The organism is Actinomadura sp. 9N407 (genome assembly GCF_044326315.1).
GTDB lineage: Bacteria > Actinomycetota > Actinomycetes > Streptosporangiales > Streptosporangiaceae > Spirillospora.
In genome coordinates, this window is sequence record NZ_JBIRAW010000009.1 from 243263 (window position 1) to 257604 (window position 14342).

The 14342-nt window shown below is 71.2% G+C and carries 14 protein-coding genes; 6 read left to right on the forward strand and 8 right to left on the reverse strand.

The features are described 5' to 3' along the window. Nucleotides 1-53: 53 nt before the first annotated feature. Nucleotides 54-2234, reverse strand: coding sequence for an anthranilate synthase component I (locus tag ACH34Q_RS17050; protein WP_395983929.1), 2181 nt, complete (start codon nt 2232-2234; stop codon nt 54-56). 259 nt (nt 2235-2493) lie between these two features. Between ACH34Q_RS17050 and ACH34Q_RS17055 the strand changes: the two genes are divergently transcribed. The 3 genes from ACH34Q_RS17055 (at nt 2494) to mctP (ending at nt 5124) form a co-directional block, all read left to right on the forward strand. Next, nucleotides 2494-3051, forward strand: a complete 558-nt coding sequence (locus ACH34Q_RS17055; RefSeq protein WP_395983930.1) for a VOC family protein — start codon at nt 2494-2496, stop codon at nt 3049-3051. Between the two features lie 218 nt (nt 3052-3269). After that, a complete protein-coding gene (locus ACH34Q_RS17060; RefSeq protein ID WP_395983931.1) occupies nt 3270-3524 on the forward strand; it encodes a DUF3311 domain-containing protein in 255 nt (84 codons plus the stop codon). Further along, nucleotides 3514-5124, forward strand: coding sequence for a monocarboxylate uptake permease MctP (mctP, locus tag ACH34Q_RS17065; RefSeq protein WP_395983932.1), 1611 nt, complete (start codon nt 3514-3516; stop codon nt 5122-5124). The genes ACH34Q_RS17060 and mctP overlap by 11 nt, the downstream gene beginning before the upstream one ends. A 44-nt stretch (nt 5125-5168) precedes the next feature. Here the strand turns inward: mctP and ACH34Q_RS17070 are convergent, their stop codons facing one another. Continuing rightward, nucleotides 5169-5513 (reverse strand): DUF6285 domain-containing protein, encoded by a 345-nt coding sequence (locus ACH34Q_RS17070; protein WP_395983933.1) that lies wholly within the window; start codon nt 5511-5513, stop codon nt 5169-5171. A gap of 115 nt (nt 5514-5628) precedes the next feature. On the opposite strand from ACH34Q_RS17070, the gene ACH34Q_RS17075 reads away from it, so the two are divergent. Continuing rightward, nucleotides 5629-6129, forward strand: coding sequence for a hypothetical protein (locus ACH34Q_RS17075; RefSeq protein WP_395983934.1), 501 nt, complete (start codon nt 5629-5631; stop codon nt 6127-6129). Next, entirely contained in the window at nt 6116-6733 is a 618-nt protein-coding gene (locus tag ACH34Q_RS17080; protein ID WP_395983935.1) for a class F sortase, read from the forward strand. The genes ACH34Q_RS17075 and ACH34Q_RS17080 overlap by 14 nt, the downstream gene beginning before the upstream one ends. Here the strand turns inward: ACH34Q_RS17080 and ACH34Q_RS17085 are convergent. The 6 genes from ACH34Q_RS17085 to ACH34Q_RS17110 all read right to left on the reverse strand — a co-directional run bounded on the left by ACH34Q_RS17085 (nt 6730) and on the right by ACH34Q_RS17110 (nt 12785). Continuing rightward, the gene (locus ACH34Q_RS17085) at nt 6730-7698 is read right to left on the reverse strand and encodes a phosphotransferase family protein (RefSeq protein WP_395983936.1); all 969 of its coding nucleotides are present in this window, start codon (nt 7696-7698) and stop codon (nt 6730-6732) included. The genes ACH34Q_RS17080 and ACH34Q_RS17085 overlap by 4 nt on opposite strands. Nucleotides 7699-7725: 27 nt before the next feature. After that, nucleotides 7726-8097 (reverse strand): phosphomannose isomerase type II C-terminal cupin domain, encoded by a 372-nt coding sequence (locus ACH34Q_RS17090; RefSeq protein WP_395983937.1) that lies wholly within the window; start codon nt 8095-8097, stop codon nt 7726-7728. 11 nt (nt 8098-8108) lie between these two features. Beyond that, the gene (locus tag ACH34Q_RS17095; protein ID WP_395983938.1) at nt 8109-8741 is read right to left on the reverse strand and encodes a TetR family transcriptional regulator; all 633 of its coding nucleotides are present in this window, start codon (nt 8739-8741) and stop codon (nt 8109-8111) included. A gap of 67 nt (nt 8742-8808) precedes the next feature. Beyond that, nucleotides 8809-10038, reverse strand: coding sequence for an acyl-CoA dehydrogenase family protein (locus tag ACH34Q_RS17100; RefSeq protein ID WP_395983939.1), 1230 nt, complete (start codon nt 10036-10038; stop codon nt 8809-8811). A gap of 192 nt (nt 10039-10230) precedes the next feature. Further along, nucleotides 10231-11208 (reverse strand): glucosyl-3-phosphoglycerate synthase, encoded by a 978-nt coding sequence (locus tag ACH34Q_RS17105; protein WP_395983940.1) that lies wholly within the window; start codon nt 11206-11208, stop codon nt 10231-10233. 140 nt (nt 11209-11348) lie between these two features. After that, nucleotides 11349-12785: a helix-turn-helix domain-containing protein gene (locus tag ACH34Q_RS17110; RefSeq protein WP_395984002.1), complete on the reverse strand. Its 1437-nt coding sequence runs from the start codon at nt 12783-12785 to the stop codon at nt 11349-11351. Nucleotides 12786-12934: 149 nt separating this feature from the next. On the opposite strand from ACH34Q_RS17110, the gene aceA reads away from it, so the two are divergent. Further along, nucleotides 12935-14218: an isocitrate lyase gene (gene aceA / locus ACH34Q_RS17115; protein ID WP_395983941.1), complete on the forward strand. Its 1284-nt coding sequence runs from the start codon at nt 12935-12937 to the stop codon at nt 14216-14218. The last annotated feature ends 124 nt before the right edge of the window (nt 14219-14342 follow it).

Consider the following 14342-nt stretch of genomic DNA (forward strand, 5'->3'; position numbering starts at 1 on the left):
GATCTCGGATGTCCGAAATTACCGTTTTGTTGCTCTCCCTTGCTGTCGCCGCGCTATCCGGAGGCCGGACGGCGGCACAGGCGCAGCACGTTGGCCACGACCCGGTGACCGGACCGGCCGCCCGCGGTCAGGATCGACTCGGGATGGAACTGCACCGCCCAGCGCCGCCGCCGCGGGTCCTCGATCGCCATCACCACGTCCCCGGTCAGGGCGGTGACCTGGAACCCCTTCACCCGGTCGGGGGTGGCGTGCAGCGAGTGGTAGCGGGCCGCGGTGAACTCGTCCGGCAGCCCCTCCAGCAGGTCGCCGCCGGCCGCCACCTTCACCTGGCCCGGCTTGCCGTGCGATGGCTCGGGCAGCAGCGCCAGCTCGCCGCCCGCGTGCTCCACCATCGCCTGCAGCCCCAGGCACACCCCGAACACGGGCAGCCCGCGCTCGTCCAGGGCGTCCAGCAGCGCGCCGGTGGCGAAGTCCTCGGGACGTCCCGGCCCCGGTGACAGGACCACCAGGTCGGGGGCCTGCTCGTCCAGCATTCCCACCGGGAAGCCGTGCCGGAGCGTGACCACGTCGGCGCCCTGCTGGCGGAAGTAGTCGGCCAGGGTGTTGACGAAGGAGTCCTCGTGGTCGACGACCAGGACCTTCAGCCCCTCCCCCGCACGCTCGCCCGCGGGCTCCCCGGCCGGCTCCACCGGCGTGCCGGCCTGCTCGGCCTGCGAGTCCGCCAGCGCGCGCAGCAGCGCGCTCGCCTTGAGGTGGGTCTCCCGCTCCTCCTCTTCGGGGTCGGAGTCGTACAGCAGCGTGGCCCCGGCCCGGACGGTCGCGATCCCGTCCTGGATCTGCGCGGTACGGAGCGTGAGCCCGGTGTTCATCGACCCGTCGAAGCCGATGCACCCGACGGCGCCGCCGTACCAGCGGCGCGGCGAGACCTCGTGGTCCTCGATGAACTGCATCGCCCACGTCTTGGGCGCCCCGGTGACCGTGACCGCCCACATGTGGGTGAGGAACGCGTCCAGCGCGTCGAAGCCGGGCCGCAGCCGCCCCTCGATGTGGTCGACGGTGTGGATCAGCCGCGAGTACAGCTCGATCTGCCGCCGGCCCAGGACCGTGACGCTGCCCGGCACGCAGATCCGCGACTTGTCGTTGCGGTCGACGTCGGTGCACATGGTCAGCTCGGACTCGTCCTTGGCCGAGGACAGGATCGTGCGGATCTGCTCGGCGTCCTCCAGCGCGTCCGCGCCGCGCCGGATCGTGCCCGCGATCGGGCAGGTCTCCACCCGGTCGCCGCTCACCCGGACGAACATCTCGGGCGAGGCGCCGACCAGGTACTCGCCGTCGCCCAGGTTGAACAGGAACTCGTACGGTGCCGGGTTGGTCTCGCGCAGCCGCTCGAAGAACGCCGCCGGGGAGTCGCACCGCCCGTACATCGCGTGCCCGGGGGTCACCTCGAACAGGTCGCCGCGGATGAACTTGTCCTTGGCGTCGCGGACGGTCTGCGCGTACACGCCGGGCACCGGCTGGGCCGGGAGCTCGGCGGCGACCGGCACGGGGGTCGGCTCGGTCGCGCGCGCCAGCCCCGCCGTGCTCGCCCCATCGACCACGAACTCGTAGGACATCCGGTGCGAGGTCTCGCGCTTGCGGTCGACCACGATCATCTCGTCGGCCAGGTGCAGCACCAGGTCACGCTGGTCGTCCGGGCGCTCCAGCCGGGTGCGCAGCGGCTCGAACTGCAGCGACAGGTCGTACCCGAACGCGCCGTACAGGCCCAGGTGCGGGTCGTCGCAGCGGAACAGGTCGATGATCAGGCGCAGCGCGCTGAACACGGTCGGCCGGCGGCTGCGCTCCTCCTCGGTGAAGAAGCCCTCGCCCGGCGGTACGAAGATCTCGATCAGGCCGGGCCCGTCGGCCCGGACCTCGCCCGCCCCGCGCAGCACGGCGGCGACCGCCGGCAGCAGCACCCGGCCGCGCTCGTTGAGGGCCCGGGCGGCGACCGCCCGGCCGCGCGCGACGATCTCCAGGCAGGGGTCGAGATAGGCCATGTGCCAGCGGCTGTAGCGGCCGGGATACTCCATGCCCGAGCTCAGCACGCCGCCGCGCCGCTCCCCCACGGCGGCAACGAGGGCGTTCAGCACGTCGGACCTGCGCTCGGAGTCGACCGGCGTCGCCGTACGGATCACCCGTACGCCGCCGGCGGTCACGAACTCGCTGGACTGCGATTGCTCTGGGACGGTCTCCACCGCGAAAATGGCCCCTCATGATCGAGCCCTGCACCCCCGGCCGAAACGCGAGACGACCGCCGGGTGAGGGCGGTCGCCTGGATTCCGGAAATGCGCGAACCGGCGCCGCCTTAGCGGCGCCACCACCAGTCGAAGGCTCGGGGCGCGGTTCGCATGGGACGAGGGTACCCGGACGCGCGTCCCCCGGTCGAGCGGCGCCCCGGCCGGGGCGTGTCATCATGGATGCAAGGGTCCGCTTACAGACGGGAGTCGCACTCCGATGGCCAGGGAGAACACCGAATTCGAGCTCCGCGGGGTGAACCATCTCGCGCTGGTCTGCAGCGACATGAAGCGGACGGTGGACTTCTACCAGGGCCTGCTGGGGATGCCGCTGATCAAGACCATCGAGCTGCCGATGGGCTGGGGACAGCACTTCTTCTTCGACTGCGGCGGCGGGAACGCGCTGGCGTTCTTCTGGTTCCCGGACGCGCCCGAGCCGGTGCCCGGCGTCTCGGCGCCCAAGGGGCTGCCCGACCGGGGCGAGCTGCTGTCGGCGGTCGGCTCGATGAACCACATCGCCATCGACGTCCCGCCGGAGCGGATCGAGGAGTACCGGGACCGGCTGATCGCCAAGGGCATCGACGTCGGCACGCTCCTCAACCACGACGACAGCGAGTTCGGCGTGGCCCCCGCGATGCACGACGGGGTCTTCGTGCGGTCGATCTACTTCAAGGACCCCGACGGCGTGCTGGTCGAGTTCGCCGCCTGGACGCGGGAGCTGGACTCCCCCGACGACGTCCGGCACGAGCCGAGGACGGCCGCCGACCGTACCGTCTGACCAGGGCGTCCGGCCAGATCCGTACGCCTGCGAGGCACGCGTCCCGCATCCGGGCGGCCGCTGGAACGATCCAGCCAACTCGTGCCGGCACCGAGATCCGTCCGTGATCGCTTCGGGTGTACGCTCGCGCGGTTTCACGCACGGCGGCGGGCGCGTTCCCCATTCCGGGAACGCGCCCGCCGCCGGAACGAGCTCCCGCGCACGAGGAGGACCGACCCTTGCCCTCAGAACCGGCCGACACCCCGGCCGCGGCACCCCCGGAGTCCCGCCGCTCCGACCGCAGCCACTGGAACTGGCTGCTGATCGTCCCCGTCGTGGCCCCGCTGCTGACGTTCCTGTTCAACTCCGACGAGCCGCGGCTGGCCGGCTTCCCCGCCTTCTACTGGATCCAGTTCCTGTTCATCCCGCTGGGCGTCGGCTGCACGCTGATCGTCTACCGGATGACCCGGAAGCGGGGCCGGCGTGTCCACTGATCACCTCACCGAAATGATCGTCTTCGCCGCGCTGTTCCTGCTGGTCAGCGGGATGGGCTTCGTGGCGGCCCGGTGGCGCCGGCCGGAGACGATGGACAGCCTGGACGAGTGGGGCCTGGGCGGCCGCAACTTCGGCAGCTGGATCACCTGGTTCCTGATCGGCGGCGACCTCTACACCGCCTACACCTTCGTCGCCGTCCCCGCCCTGGTCTTCGGCGCGGGCGCGATGGGCTTCTACGCGGTGCCGTACACGATCGTCGTCTACCCGCTGGTGTTCCTGGTGCTGATCCGGCTCTGGTCGGTCTCGCACGTGCACGGCTTCGTCACCCCGGCCGACTTCGTCCGCGCCCGGTTCGGCTCGCCCACGCTGGCGCTGGCCGTGGCGATCACCGGGATCGTGGCGACGATGCCCTACATCGCGCTGCAGCTGGTCGGGATCGAGGCGGTGCTGAAGGCGATGGGCGTGAACGGCCATCTGCCGATCATCATCGCGTTCGCCATCCTGGCCGCCTACACCTACCAGTCGGGACTGCGCGCGCCGGCGCTGATCGCGTTCGTCAAGGACGTCCTGATCTACCTGGTGATCATCGTCGCGGTGCTGTACATCCCGAGCAAACTGGGCGGCTGGGGGAACATCTTCGACACGGCGCAGGCCAAGTTCGACGCGACCCCGAAGACCAGCGACGGGGTATTGCTGGACGGCTCCAACCAGCTCAACTACGCGATGCTCGCGCTGGGCTCGGCGCTGGCGCTGTTCCTGTACCCGCACAGCATCACCGGCGTGCTGGCCGGCAAGAGCCGCAACGTGATCAAGCGGAACATGGCGGCGCTGCCCGCCTACAGCCTCGTGCTCGGGCTGATCGCGCTGCTGGGCTTCATGGCGATCACCGCCGGCGTGCAGCCGATCGTGACCGACGGCAAGCCCGACACCAACACCGTGGTGCCGCTGCTGTTCGACCAGATGTTCCCGAGCTGGTTCACCGGTGTCGCGTACGCGGCGATCGGGATCGGCGCGCTGGTCCCGGCGGCGATCATGTCGATCGCGGCGGCGAACCTGTTCACCCGCAACATCTACAAGGAGTACCTGCGCAAGGACGCCACCGAGAAGCAGCAGGCCACGGTCAGCAAGCTGGTCTCGCTGGTGGTCAAGGTCGGCGCGGTGGCGTGCATCCTGCTGCTGGACCCGGAGTTCTCCATCGATCTGCAGCTGATCGGCGGCGTGATCATCCTGCAGACGCTGCCGGCGGTCGCGCTGGGCCTGGTCACCCGGTGGTTCCACCGCGGCGCCCTGGTCGCCGGCTGGGCCGCGGGCCTGCTGGCCGGGCTGTGGATGCTCTACCAGATCCCCAACCCGGACAAGGGCAAGGAGCACTTCGGCGGCTCGGCGTACAACCTGGGCGAGCTGGGCCTGGACACCAAGATGACGGTGTACGTGGGCATCCTCGCGCTCGCGGTCAACCTGCTGGTGGCGATCGTGGGCACGGTCGTGTGCCGGGTGGCCAAGGTGGCCGACGGCGTGGACGCCACCCAAGGATCGGACTACCTCGCCGACGAGGGCGACCCGAGGGTCAAGGATCTGGAGCTGACCGGCAGCACCTGATCCGGCCCGGATCCGTCATGGACCCGTCCTGCCCGGGGGCCGCGTCAGGCTTCGAGGTAGGGCGGGTTCGCGACGAGGAGCTTGTCGCGCACGGTATCGGCGAGCGCCGCCTTCACCTGCGCGTCCCGGTCGTCGAGCTCGCCCGCCCTGATCGCGGCGGCGAGCCCGGCGTCGTCGGCGTACCCGAGCGCGTCCAGCCGGGCCCGGTGCCGCTCGGCCTGTCCCGCGCCGTCCGCCATCTCCCGCTCGACGATCGACAGCGCGTTCATCGCGACCAGGGCGTGGAAGCGCGTCCGGCCCTCCAGCGAGCCGAGCACGTCGCGTTCCAGGAACTCGCGTACGGCCGCCACGAGCTCGCGCGCGGAGGGGGCGTCATGGGGTGCGGCCATCCGGCGATCCTAGAGGATCGGCAGGCGGCGGCAAAGATCGCTCCAACGCCCCCTTGAGCCGGGACCGCCCGGGCATCACCCGTCCGGACCGGGATCCGACGGAGGGAAGACGCACATGCAGGCCACCGCCGTACGGGCCGCGCTCGCCACCGCGACCATGCTGACGCTGCTCGTTCCAGCGCGGGCGCACGCGGGCGAGCTGGACATCGAGGCGGAGGCCACCCGCTCCGGGACGTCCGTCACCGTCGCGGGCGGCTGCGAGGACGAGGACCGGCGCGTGCGGATCACCGGTGCCGCCCGCGGCGAGGGCGAGGTCGTCGACGGCTGGTTCACCGTCCGGGCGCGGGTCGTCCGGGACCGGGCCGGAACGTACGGGATCGAGGCCAGGTGCACCACCTCCGGTTACACGCAGCAGGGGACGGTGCGCGTACGGGGCGGTGAGCCCGAGCGCGACAAGGACGCCGTCGTACCGCACGGCTGGGCGGACACGGGCGGCGGCGGTACGCAGGGAACGGACCTGCCGTGGCTGCTGGCCGGCCTCGCGATGGTCGGCGCCGCCGCCGGAATCGGCGGTACGGCACTGGCCCGCTCCCGGGCGTCCCGTGGGCGGCAGTGACCGCCGCTACCTCATCGCGGCCGGGCTGGCGGTGGTGGGCGCGCTCGCCATGGGCAGGGGCATGGACGGGCCCGGGGAGGAACCGCACTACCGCGACCATGGCGGCCCGCGCGCGCTCTGGCACATCCCCGACGGGCGGGCCCTTCCGCCCTCTTCCCCGGCACGTATCGAGGTCCCCGGCATAGGCGTCGACGCGCCGGTGACACGGGTGGGCCTGAACGGCGACGGCACCGTGGAGGTGCCACCGCTCCGGCAGGCGGAGCGGGTCGGATGGTACGAGCAGGGCCCCGCACCCGGGAGCAGAGGGCCCGCGGTGCTGCTCGGCCACTACGACGGCACGGAAGGCCCTGCGGTCTTCTACAGGCTCCGGCAAGTCCGTCCAGGGGCGAGGATCCGCGTCACCCGGCAGGACCGCAGCGTGGCGGTGTTCCAGGTGGACGCGACGGAACGCGTGCCCAAGTGGGAGTTCCCTCGCGTGCGCGTGTACGGGAACGTGCGCTACGCGGGCCTGCGCCTGGTCACCTGTGGCGGGGAGTACGACGAGGGCGACCGCTCGTACCAGGACAACCTCATCGTCTACGCGCACCTGACAGGCGAGCGCTAGGGCATCATCTGCAGCAGGTCCCATTCGTTCTCTGCGACGCGGCGGCCCAGGACGGCCAGCTCGATCGAGCGTTCACCGCCGGTGAGGTGGCGCTGCGCCTGCATGACGCAGATGACGGCCCAGCGCGCCACACCGAACATCTCCCACCAGCGCAGCGCGTCGCGGTCGACCGGGGCGCCGCCGGCCTTCTCGTACGCCTCGACGAGCCGCTCGTACGTACCGAACCCGCCGACCGGCAACTCGGACCCGAACCGCCACGCCTTCGCGCACAGCCAGCCGAGGTCCTCCAGCGGGTCGCCCAGGTGGACCAGTTCCCAGTCCAGGACGGCCCGGATGCCGTCGGGACCGATGATGAAGTTGCCGTTGCGGAAGTCGCCGTGCACGACGGCGGCGGGCCCCGCCGGCGGGCGGTTGCGGGCCAGCCAGCGCAACGCGAACTCCAGCGCGGGATGCGGCTCGCCGATGGTGTCCAGGACCTCTTGCCACGTTTCGAGCTGGTCCACGTGCTCCAGGCCGGGCACCGCGTCCACCGGGATGCGGTGCACGGCCGCCAGGATCTCGCCGCACTGCGCGGCCAGGCGGCCGTCCGAGCCGGCCAGGGCCGGATCGCGCAGGACGCGGCGCGGGATGCTCTCGCCCTCGACCCGTTCCATCACCACGAACTCGGCGCCCAGCGGGCCCTCGGCGCCGTCCGCGGCGATCACTTCGGGGCTGGGCACGCCGGCCGCGCCCGCGGCCCGCATCAGCGCGGCCTCGCGGGTCAGCGGCGCGCCCGCCATCGCGCCCCGGGTCGCCAGCCGCAGGATGAGCGGATGGGCCTGCCCGGCCGCGGTCACGGCGTCGAACGCGCAGGTGACCCGGGACGCGCCGCCCTGGGCCCTGGCCAGCCCGCGCACGCGGACGCCGGGCCCGTAGCGGGCGGCGAGCACCTCGGCCAGCGGTCCGGTCAGCCGGTCCAGATCCATCCGCCCTCCCAGGGGCAAGGCGTGCGGTCAGGCGCGGCCGTAGGAGTCCTCGAGCCGCTCGATGTCGTCCTCGTCGAAGTTCCCGAAGGCGATCTCCATCACCCGCACGGCGGGGCCCGCGGAGCTCAGCCGGTGCGTGTCGCCGGCGCGGATCAGCACCCGCTCCCCCACCTCGGGCTCGATCCGCCGGCCGGCCACCTCGAACACCGCGCCGGGATCGAGCGCCACCCACAGCTCGTCGCGGTCGCGGTGGCGCTGCAGGCTCAGCCGCTGGCCGGGCTCCACGTGGATCAGCTTCACCGTGGAGGGCTCGTTCAGCGTGAAGCGCTCGAAGGTGCCCCAGGGCCGCCGCTCGGTCTCGACGGAGGGTTCGGGCCTCAGGTCGGTCTGCACTGTCACCTCGGGAATCGTCATTCGCGGAACACCTCGACGGGATCGGGGGAGGCGGCGGGCAGCCCGGCCAGGATGAGGTCCGCCAGCGCGTCGACCACGGCCTCGCGGGGAACCTCCCCGGCGTGGTCGAGCCACCAGTCGCCCGCGGACTGCACCATGCCGACCACCGCGTGCCCCCAGACGAAGGCGCGGGTGCGGTCGGCCCGCTCGTTCTCGGCGATCATCACCTCGGCCAGCTCCCGGCTCACCCCGCGGCTCATCGTGCTCATCACGCTGTGGGTGGCCGCGTCCTCGGCACTGGCCCGGTGCATCAGGAACCGGTACAGGTTGAGGTCGGCCGAGATCAGGGCCAGGTAGGTGTCGATGGTCGCCCGGACGCGGGCCCGCGCGGATCCGGCGCCGGAGAACTCGGCCCTGATCCCCTCCACCAGCCGCCGCGTGTGCCGTTCGGCCAGCGCCTGGTAGAGCCCGCTCTTGTCGCCGAAGTGGCGGTACAGGATCGGCTTGCTGATCCGGGCCTCCGCCGCGATGGCCGCCATCGACGCCTCCGGGCCCTCCCGCTGGATCACCCGGTCGGCCGCCTCGAGCAGGGCACGCCTGCGGTCGGGGTCACGGCGTGACCCCGCCCTCGCCGCACCCGTCGCCGTCATTGGGAGAACCGTACGCTACGGGGGCCCGCGGCCTGTGAACGGGCACCACTCATGATCGGTCGCCGCCTCAGCGGACCGGGAGGCCGGTGATCGTACGGCCGATGACCAGGCGCTGGATCTCGCTCGTCCCCTCGAAGATGGTGAAGATCTTGGCGTCGCGGTGCATCCGCTCCACCGGGTACTCGCGGGTGTAGCCGTTGCCGCCGAGGATCTGGATGGCCTCGTCGGTGACGCGGACGGCGGCCTCGCTGGCCATCAGCTTGGCCATCGAGCCCTCGGCGCTGGTGAAGTCCTTGCCGGTACGGGCCATCCACGCGGCCCGCCACACCATCAGCCGGGCGGCGTCGATCTGGCACTTCATGTCGGCCAGCTTGAACGCGATGGCCTGGAAGTCGCCGATCTTCTTGCCGAACTGCTCGCGCTCCTGGGCGTACTGGAGGGCGTAGTCGTAGCCGGCGCGGGCGACGCCGAGGGCCATGGCGCCCACCGACGGGCGGGTGGTCTCGAACGTCTTCATCGCGGCCTGGCCCTTGGCGCTCTTGCCCTCGCGGACCCGGGCGATGCGCTCGTCGAACCGGTCCTTGCCGCCGATGATCATCTCGGCGGGCACCCGGACGCCGTCCAGCACGACCTCGGCGGTGTGCGAGGCGCGGATGCCGTGCTTCTTGAACTTCTGGCCCTGCTTGAGGCCGGGCGTGCCGGGCGGGACGATGAAGCTGGCCTGGCCGCGGCTGCCGAGCTCGGGATGCACCGAGGCGACCACGACATGGACGTCGGCGATGCCGCCGTTGGTGGCCCAGGTCTTGGTGCCGTCGATGACCCACTCGCCCTTGGCCTCGTCGTAGACCGCGCGGGTCCGGATCGAGCCCACGTCGCTGCCCGCGTCGGGCTCGGAGGCGCAGAACGCGCCGAGCTTGACGTCATCGGCCGTACCGAACATCTGCGGGACCCACTCGGCGGTCTGCTCGGGCGTGCCCACCGCCGCGACGGAGGCGGCGGCCAGGCCGGTGCCCACGATCGACAGCGCGATGCCGGCGTCGCCCCAGAACAGCTCCTCGAACGCCACCGGGATGCCGAGCCCGGAGGGCTCCAGCCACTGGGTGGCGAAGAAGTCCAGCGAGTAGAGGCCGACCTTGGAGGCCTCCTGGATCAGCGGCCAGGGGGTCTCCTCGCGCTCGTCCCACTCCTCGGCGGCGGGACGGATCACGTCCCGCGCGAACTCGTGCACCCAGTCCCTGACCTGGCGCACGTCCTCGCCCGGTTCGATCGAGAACGGTGCGGCCTCGGTGCTCGTCATCGTTATTGACCCTCTCTCCAATATGAGCTGTTACCAACGGTAGCACCTGAGACCGTTCCAAGGGTGAACGCGGTGGCGGGAGTCACACGGGGCAACGGTGCGCCAACATTGCGTGGGCGGGATCCGATGGGGACGCCAAGCGGAGGCCAGGAGGCCAGGTCAGACGGGGTGGCGAAGGCGGTACGGCGGCCGTCAGGACAGCATCGGCCGGCGCACCGAGGCGTAGCCGGGGACCTCGGTCATCGGCGGGCGCTCGCCGACGCCGACGTCGCTGACCCGCACGTCATGGCCGCCCGCGACCCGGCGGAACTGGGTGAGCGCCGTGGACGGGGTCTCCAGCGGCAGCATCCGGCCGTGCCGCTGCAGCCGCGACCAGGCGGCCAGCATGATCTGGGACGACATCGCGCCCAGCGCCTCGGTGCTCTGGTGCGAGTGCACCCGGCGGCCGAGGTCGACCTGGGCGATGGCGTCCAGGCCCGCGTCCTGGAAGACGTCCAGCAGCAGCCCCAGCTCCACGCCGTAGCCGGTGATGAACGGCAGCCGCTCCAGCAGCGCGCGGCGCCCGGCGTACTCGCCGCCCAATGGCTGCATCACCCCCGCCAGCAGGGGCCAGTGCAGGTTGATCAGCGGCCGGGCGACCAGCTCGGTGACCCGGCCGCCGCCGTTCTCGTCCTTGCTCTCACCGGTGACGAGGGGCCGGTCGTAGCAGCCCTTGACGTACCCGACCGACGGATCGGTCAGCAGCGGGCCGAGCAGGCCGGTGACGTAGGCGGTGGAGAACGCGCGCAGATCGGCGTCCACGAAGACGATCAGGTCCCCGCCGGTGACGGCCAGCGATTTCCACAGCGCCTCCCCCTTGCCCGACATCCGGCCGGTCCCGGGCAGCACGGCGTCCTGGGCGACCACCTCGGCACCGGCCGCCGCGGCCACCTCGGCCGTACGGTCGGTGGAGCGCGAGTCGATCACCACGATCTCGTCCACCAGCGGGGCCTGCTCCACCAGTTCGGCGCGGATGGCGCCGACGATGGCGCCGACCGTCTCCTCCTCGTCTCGGGCGGGCAGCACCACGCTGACCCGGGTATCGCCCTTCGCGGCCAGCAGCGTGTCGAGGGGCCAGTCCGCCGTCTCACTCGTCCGGCGGCGCAGCCACGACGCGACCTCAGGCAGCACGCGATCTCCCTTCCGTCGGGACCGTCTGGGGGACAAAAAGGTCCTCTAGCTAGGAAACGCCATGTCAGCCCAGATGATTCACCGTTGGAGCGGGCCCGGATCAGCCGACCCGAGAACGTAACGTCCCGACAACACGCCGGTCATCCAGCGGCATGCTTGTCCAGGAAAGCGTAAACGTCGGCGTCGTCCACCCCGGGGAAGGCCCCCGGCGGCAGCACCGACAGCACGTGCGAGTGCGCCCGCGCGGACGGCCACGCCATGCCCTCCCACCGCTCGGCCAGCTCCACCGGCGGGCGCTGGCAGCAGTCCCCGTCCGGGCAGGCCGACTTGACCCGGTTGGTGGTCTCGCGGCCGCGGAACCAGCGCGAGTCCTCGAACCGGACGCCCAGCGTGATGGCGAAGTCGCGCTCGTGGCTGGGGTCGATGTGCGACAGGCACCAGTACGTGCCGGTCGGCGTGTCGGTGTACTGGTAGTAGACCGAGAACCGGTCGGCGGTCTGGAACACGTGCCGTCCCGCCCACTCCCGGCACATCCGCTGGCCCTCGATGGCCCCGGCCTCGTCCTGCGGGAAGATCAGGCCGTCGTTGGCGTAGGCCTTGTAGATCGTGCCGTTCTCGTCGTTCTTGGTGAAGTGCAGCTGCAGGCCCAGGTGGTGGGAGGCCACGTTGGTGAAGCGGTGCGCGGCCATCTCGTACGACACCGAGAAGACGTCGGCCAGGTCCTCCACCGACAGCTCGCGTGCGGCCTTGGCCTCCTGCAGGAACGGGACCACGGCCCGCTCGGGCATCATCATCGCGGCACCGAAGTAGTTGGCCTCCACCCGCTGGCGCAGGAAGTCGGCGAAGTCCTTGGGCACGTCGTGGTCGAGCGCGATGTGCCCGAGCGTCTGGAGCAGGATCGTGCGGGGCGTGTGCATGCCCAGCTGCTCGCGCTCCAGGTAGATCCGGCGGTTGCGCAGATCGGTGATGGACCGGACCGAGCGCGGCAGGTCCTGGACGTACTGCAGCCCGAAGCCGAAGTGGTTGACCAGCGTCATCAGCGTGCCCTGGGAGACGGCGCCGCCGCGGTAGCCGACGGCCTCCAGGGTCGTGGTGGCCACCTGCTCGATCTCGGGGAAGTGGTTGCCCCGCTCGTGCATCTGGCGGCGCAGCTCCGCGTTGGCCTTGCGGGCCTCCTCGGGGCTGGCGGTGGGCTTGGTACGGCTGCGCCGCAGCTCCCCGTACAGCGCCAGGATGTGCTCGATCACCTCGTTGGGCATCCGCTTGCTCGCCTTGATGTGGGACACCCCGAGCGAGCGGTAGAGGGGGTCGCGCTGCGCCTCCTCCAGGGCGATCTCCAGCTGCGCGCGGCGGCTGGGGGGCTGCCGGCGCAGCAGCTCCTCGATCGGTACCTCCAGCGCGGCGGCCAGCGACTGCAGCAGCGACAGCTTGGGCTCGCGCCGCCCGTTCTCCAGCAGGGACAGCTGGGACGGGGCGCGGCCGACGCGCTCGCCGAGCTCGGACAGCGTCAGGCCGCGGCCGCGGCGCAGATGCCGGAGCCGCTGCCCGAAGGTGTCGAGGTCGACTCCGCTCGTCAAGTTGAGGGGTTCTTCTGGGCGCAAGGTCGTCACGGGTTCATGTTAGCGGAATTATTGCGAATCTTCTGTTACTCACGAGTTCATTTAGGGGTTGCGCCCGGGGCATAGTCATCACAAGCACCCAGGGGACGACATGGAAGGGGCACATCATGAGCGACAGTCGCCTCAAGGGCGCAGCCGATGAGCTGCAGCGGCAGTGGGACACCGACGACCGGTGGAACGGCATCGAGCGGAGCTACACCGCCGAGGACGTCATCCGGCTGCGCGGCTCGGTCCAGGAGGAGCACACCCTCGCCCGGCTCGGCGCCGAGCGCCTGTGGAAGCTGCTGCACGAGCTGGACTACGTCCACTCCCTCGGCGCGCTCACCGGCATGCAGGCCGTCCAGCAGGTCAAGGCCGGCCTCAAGGCCATCTACCTGTCCGGCTGGCAGGTCGCCGCCGACGCCAACCTGGCCGGCCAGACCTACCCCGACCAGAGCATCTACCCGGCCAACTCGGTCCCGGCCGTGGTGCGGCGGATCAACAACGCGCTGCTGCGCGCCGACCAGGTCCAGTGGTCCGAGGGCTCGGGCGACACCCACTACATGGCCCCGATCGTGGCCGACGCCGAGGCCGGCTTCGGCGGCGTGCTCAACGCCTTCGAGCTGATGAAGGGCATGATCGCCGCCGGTGCGGCGGGCGTGCACTGGGAGGACCAGCTGGCCTCCGAGAAGAAGTGCGGCCACCTGGGCGGCAAGGTCCTCATCCCGACCTCGCAGCACGTCAAGACGCTCAACACCGCCCGGCTCGCCGCCGACATCGCCGGCGTCCCGTCCCTGATCATCGCGCGGACCGACGCCGAGGCCGCGACCCTGATCACGGCGGACGTGGACGAGCGCGACCAGGAGTTCCTGACCGGCGAGCGCACCGCCGAGGGCTTCTACCGCACCCGCAACGGCATCGAGCCCTGCATCGCCCGCGCCAAGGCCTACGCGCCGCACTCCGAGCTCATCTGGATGGAGACCGGCACGCCCGACCTGGAGGTCGCGCGCAAGTTCGCCGAGGCGGTCAAGGCCGAGTACCCCGACCAGATGCTGGCCTACAACTGCTCGCCGTCGTTCAACTGGAAGAAGCACCTGGACGACGCCACGATCGCCAAGTTCCAGCGCGAGCTCGGCCACATGGGCTTCAAGTTCCAGTTCATCACGCTGGCCGGCTTCCACTCGCTCAACTACGGCATGTTCGACCTGGCCCACGGTTACGCCCGCGAGGGCATGACCGCCTACGTCGACCTGCAGGAGCGCGAGTTCGCGGCGGTCGAGCGCGGCTTCTCGGCGGTCAAGCACCAGCGCGAGGCCGGTACGAGCTACTTCGACCAGGTGAGCACGGCCATCGCGCCGGACTCCTCCACCACCGCGCTCTCGGGCAGCACCGAAGAGGCCCAGTTCCACTAGGCCTTGTTTCAAAGTCCCGGCCCACGGTGCTCGCCTGGCGGCTCGCACCGTGACCGTGCCTGTGCGAGCGCGACATCGCTTCGCGATCTGCTTGGTGAGGCTCGCCTCCGGCATCGCCTCACCA

What these genes read in the sequence shown, in the direction of transcription:
- ACH34Q_RS17055 (WP_395983930.1), top strand. Translation starts at nt 2,494, where the DNA reads ATGGCCAGGGAGAACACCGAATTCGAGCTCCGCGGGGTGAACCATCTC.
- ACH34Q_RS17070 (WP_395983933.1), bottom strand. Translation starts at nt 5,513, where the DNA reads ATGGCCGCACCCCATGACGCCCCCTCCGCGCGCGAGCTCGTGGCGGCC.
- ACH34Q_RS17075 (WP_395983934.1), top strand. Translation starts at nt 5,629, where the DNA reads ATGCAGGCCACCGCCGTACGGGCCGCGCTCGCCACCGCGACCATGCTG.
- ACH34Q_RS17085 (WP_395983936.1), bottom strand. Translation starts at nt 7,698, where the DNA reads ATGGATCTGGACCGGCTGACCGGACCGCTGGCCGAGGTGCTCGCCGCC.
- ACH34Q_RS17095 (WP_395983938.1), bottom strand. Translation starts at nt 8,741, where the DNA reads ATGACGGCGACGGGTGCGGCGAGGGCGGGGTCACGCCGTGACCCCGAC.
- ACH34Q_RS17100 (WP_395983939.1), bottom strand. Translation starts at nt 10,038, where the DNA reads ATGACGAGCACCGAGGCCGCACCGTTCTCGATCGAACCGGGCGAGGAC.
- aceA (WP_395983941.1), top strand. Translation starts at nt 12,935, where the DNA reads ATGAGCGACAGTCGCCTCAAGGGCGCAGCCGATGAGCTGCAGCGGCAG.